Annotated in this window: 3 protein-coding genes; all 3 read right to left on the bottom strand. The window is 67.7% G+C overall.

What is annotated here, in order from left to right:
* Positions 1-95 precede the first annotated feature (95 nt).
* Entirely contained in the window at positions 96-2339 is a 2244-nt protein-coding gene (locus GH737_RS13185; protein ID WP_196233181.1) for a GumC family protein, read from the bottom strand.
* A 40-nt stretch (positions 2340-2379) separates the two neighbouring features.
* Positions 2380-3087, bottom strand: a complete 708-nt coding sequence (locus tag GH737_RS13180) for a polysaccharide biosynthesis/export family protein (protein ID WP_155265258.1) — start codon at positions 3085-3087, stop codon at positions 2380-2382.
* 132 nt (positions 3088-3219) lie between these two features.
* The coding region (locus GH737_RS13175) for a right-handed parallel beta-helix repeat-containing protein (protein ID WP_196233180.1) at positions 3220-4571 on the bottom strand (1352 nt) is incomplete at its 5' end.

Here is a 4571-nt window from a genome sequence, read left to right as displayed (position 1 = left end):
GACCGCCGAGTTGCGGACGACCTCGGCGGCGAGCAGCAGCACAACGGCAACCACGACCACGGCCCGCACGGCCGAGCCGCGGCGCCGCGCGCTACTCAGGCTCCCGCTCCCTGCGAGGCTCCGGCACCGGGCGGCTCGTCATCCGGCCGCGGGATCATCAGGAATTCGGTGTGCTTGAGCTTGCCCCTGCCGTAACCGTACCCATAGCCATAATGCCCGTAGCCGTAGCTCCCGCCGCCTTCGCTTGCCTTGGTGAGAAGCGCGCCGAGGATGTGGGTGCCCGTGGCCTCGAGCCGGTTGAGCGCCTCGATCGCTCCGCGGGTCCTCGTCTTTCCGCTCTCGACCACGAAGATCACGGCGCCGGCGGCGGCGGAGAGCAGCGCGGCGTCGGCGAGGCCGAGCATCGGCGGGCCGTCGATCAGCACCATCTCGAACCGCTCTCCCGCCTCGGCGATGACGCTTCGGATGCGCCCGGTCGACAGCAGGTCCGCGGGGTTGGGCGGCACCGGCCCGCTCGGAAGCAGCCACAGGCCAGGGTGCTGGGTCTCGACCACATGGCGGTCCACCGAGTCGTCGGTCGTGAGCAGCTTGCTGAGGCCGGCATCGTCATCCTGCGCCTTGAACGCCGGCTTGCGCAGGTCGCCGTCCACCAGCAGCACCGACTTGCCCCGCCGGGCGAAGTTCTGCGCGAGCGCCAGCGCCGAGGAAGACTTGCCCTCGCCCGAGCGGGTGCTCGTCAGCAACAGCACCTTGGGCATGCCCTCTTCGGTGCTGAACCGAAGCGCGGTGACGACCGCCGAATAGGCCTCGGAGACCGGCGAGCCGGGGTCCCTCACCGTGTCCACGAACGCCTTGCCCGGCGTACGCGGAACGGCTCCGAGGCACGGCAAGGCGAGCTTCTTCCGAACGTCCTCACGGCTCTTGATCGTGTCGTTGATGAATTCGAGGCCGATTGCCCCGGCGAGGCCGGCGAGAAGGCCGAAGCCGACGCCGAGAAGAATGTTCAGAAGCAGGTTGGGCTTGAACGGGAAGTCGGGCGGGGTCGCGCGGTCGACGACCGATACCGGGGAGACCCCGATCCCGCCGGCAACGCCGATCTGCTTGTAGCGCTGCAGCAAGGCGTCATAGAGCGCCCGGTTCGTGTCGACCTCGCGCTGGAGGATCGTGTACTGGATGCTCCGGCCGCGCAGGTCCAGCACATCGCCCTTCAGCTGGGCGACGCGGGCGCGCAGCGCATTCTCGGCCGAGAGCGCCGCGCGATAGTCCGCGAGCAGGCTGTTGCTTCGGCCCGAGGAGACCCGCGCGCGCTCCTTGGCGATCTGCCGCTGGAGCTCCTCGATCTGCGAGCGAAGGCCGGCCATTTCGGGATGGTCGGGCTTCATCAGGGTGCGCTTCTGCTGATATTCCGCCTGGAGCTGCGCGAGCTGCTGCTGCAGCACCTGGGTGCTCTGCGTCACCTCCATCGTCGGGCCGGTCGCAAGCGATTGGCGGTAGGCCCCTTCGGCCGCGACCCGCCGGGCAGTGGCGTCGGCCAGGGCCTGGTTGATCTTGACCAGCGATTCTCCCTGCAGCGACGTGGTGTCGCTTCCGCTTTGGCTATCCGAACCGCCGGTGGTGATGATGCCCTGCCGCTGCGCATAGGCAACCAGCGCCCGCTCGGACCGCTCGAGATCGCCGCGAGTCTTGCTGATCTGCCGCTCGAGGAAATTGCGCGCGTACGCGCTGGACTCGTAGCGCCGCTGGATCGCCGTATCGATGAAGCTGTCGGCGACCGCGTTGGCGACGGTCGCGGCCAGCTGCGGCGAGGTCGAATCGAAGCTGAACCTGATCAGCTCCCCCTGCTGCGGCGGGACGACCTTCAGGTTTTGCGAAACGACGCCGGTCGCGATCTTGAGCCGTTCCGACGCAGCCGCTCCCTGCGGGACGATCTCGGCATTGTTGGCGAGGTTCAGCTCCTGAGCCGCGCGCTCGGCAACGCTTCGGCTCTGGAGCAGTCCGACCTGGGTCGAGACGAAGTCGAACGTGCTTCCGCCCGACGGCTTGCGCTCGCTGTCCTTGTCGTCGGTGACCTCGAAGGTCGGGGGGTTCGCTTCGAGAGTGACCCACGCCCGGTAGGTCGGCCGCATCAGCAATGAGATCACGATGGCAGCGCAGAGCCCGACCCCGACTGCTGCGAGAATCAGCCAGCGCCAGTGCCGGACGATGCGCAGGAGAGTCGCGAAATCGAGGATGTTCGTCGCCGAATAGTTGCGCTGGCCGCGGCCGAGCTGGCCGGCGGAAGGATCATAAGGTGCGACGGGCCAGGGTCCGCCGTTCGGTACGACTATGCCTGTGTTCACGGTCGATCGCCTCGCGTATCTCGCCCCACGCCCGCCATTCCTAGAGAACGGGTCCAAACAGGCCCAGCAGCGGCACGCTCTGCAGGATCTGCTTCTGGACTTCCTTGATCCTCGACCCGTCGACCACGACGATGTCGCCGGGGTAGATTTGCGGGTCGGGCGACTCGCCGCGCCGGATGGCGGTGAGGTCGAATGCCGCCGCCTGGCGCTGCCCTCCGATCGTCCGGAACACGGCGACTCGCCTCGGATTGGCATCCTCCGACGTCCCGCGCGCGCTCGCCACCGCCTGGATCAGGGTCATCGGGCCGTTGACGGCGTATTGGCCGGCCTGTTTCACGGCGCCGTCGACGGTGACGACATGGGCGGTCGATTCCTTGATCGCGACGCTGACGTCGGGATGCTCGAAATATTTCTGCCCGAGCGCTTCGGTCAGCCTGTCGTCGAGCTCGGCGGTCGTGAGGTTCGCCGCTTCGACTTCGCCGACCAGCGGCAGCGAGATGTGCCCGGCGAGGTCGACATCATAGTCACCCGAGAGTTCTTCGGCCTTGAAGACCTTGATCGTCAGCTTGTCGAGCGGGGCGATCTTGTAGTTCCCCGCGAGGGGCCGGACCGCCGCCTCGTCCGGCGCCGCGAGGACCCGGCCGTAGGGAATCGACCCGCCGCGGGTGTCGGCGCAGCCCGAAAGCGAGAGTGCGGCCGCGGCGAGCAGCGCAACAAAAAGCCCGGCGGAGACGCGACTATCGACCATAGCTCATCCTGTGGTTCCGGGACCTCGACTCGGCCTCCCCAATAACCTTCTGCCGGTGGAAGTCCAACGACCTCCGACACTTGCGGCGGAGATCTCTTCTCCCGCATATGCATCGTTCGCTGTCGCGCCGGTTCACCAGGCCGGAACGCCCATCGGGCCGTTTGGCATCCGCCGCCCGTTCAGAAGCAGGGTCCCCTCGATCATCGACCCATAGAGATCCACCCGCCCGGTAATCATCGAACGGCCGAGATACCGGCCCTTGGGGTTTGCAATCGCCGCCGACTTCTGGGTCATCCTGCAGTCGCGGTAGGTCGCCTTCCAGCTCCACGGGAGAGTGCCCGAAGCGACCAGCCGGAACGTGCATTTGTCGAACAGCACGTTCTCGCTCTGCGCCAGGTTCACGATCGGGCCCCCGCCGGTATAGACCTTGCGGGTGGGGGAAAGGGCCGGATCGTCGGTGAAGGTGCAGCGAAGGAAGCGCGCCGCCCGCCGGGGATCGGGATCCGCGAAGGCATGCACCACCGAACCCACGAACATGCAGTCCGAAAAGCGGCAACCCGGCTTGTTCGGCCAGGCGGACCAGCTGGTCGTCCCGATGAACCGGCAGTCTGCGAAGCGCAGATTGCGGCTGTTTCCGCTGTCGGCCACCAGCCCGCAGCCGCCGTTGTCTGAAAAACGGCACCTGGTGAAGCTGATATCCTCGACGGGGTCCGTCTCCGCCTCGATGTCGACTCCGGCGGCAGGCGCGCTTTTCACGACGGAACGCGCGCTCTGGCTGAACTCGCAGTCGAGCAGGTCGTAGCCGCGCCCCCCGGTGATGCTGAGCCCTTGCCTGCCGTTGTGTCGGCTCACCAGCCGCATGACGGTCGCGCGTCCGGCCCGGGCCGGGGTGCCGATGAACATGGCGCCATCCTGCCCATGATCGTGCGTGTGAACGTCCTCGACGATCTCGACGTCGCGATTGCCGGTCAGCAGCAGCCCGGTGCCCGGGACCTGCCAGCCGGTGTCACCGAAAGGCCCGCCGATTCTGAGTTCCTTCATATTGCCGTCGAGCTCGACGTCGCGGATCCGGACCGGGGCCGTGCAGTCGCGGACGAAGATCATCGCGTGGTAGGGGAAGGCGAGGTCGGAGTGGTCGAGATAAGGGAGCGCGTGATCCACGCGCCTGCCGGATTGCCGGTCGAACGTTCCGAACCGGAGGCCGGACTGGGCAATCAGCCGGGCGCCGTTCCCGAGGATCGTCAGGGGCATCCTCAGTCTGCTGAGCTCGAGGATCGGGGAGGGCCTCCACCCTTCCGCTGCAGGCAGCTGCGAGCCGACGATATAGGTGCGCCCGGGCCGGAGCTCGATGACTCCGCCCCCTCTGCGGTTCACCTCCGCACCGAGGCGCCGGAAGGCCGCGGTATCGTTGGCCGCGCCATCGCCGAGCGCTCCGAAATCCTCGGGCCGGAGCGTCCGGCCGGGCGCTGCCGCCGGGCCGGCGA

The sequence above is a fragment of the Sphingomonas segetis genome (assembly GCF_009720245.1).
In the GTDB taxonomy this organism is placed as follows: domain Bacteria; phylum Pseudomonadota; class Alphaproteobacteria; order Sphingomonadales; family Sphingomonadaceae; genus Sphingomicrobium; species Sphingomicrobium segetis.
This window is presented reverse-complemented; position numbering and strand designations above follow the sequence as displayed.

Coding starts and splice junctions, on each gene's coding strand:
- GH737_RS13180 (WP_155265258.1), bottom strand. CDS start 3,087: ATGGTCGATAGTCGCGTCTCCGCCGGGCTTTTTGTTGCGCTGCTCGCC.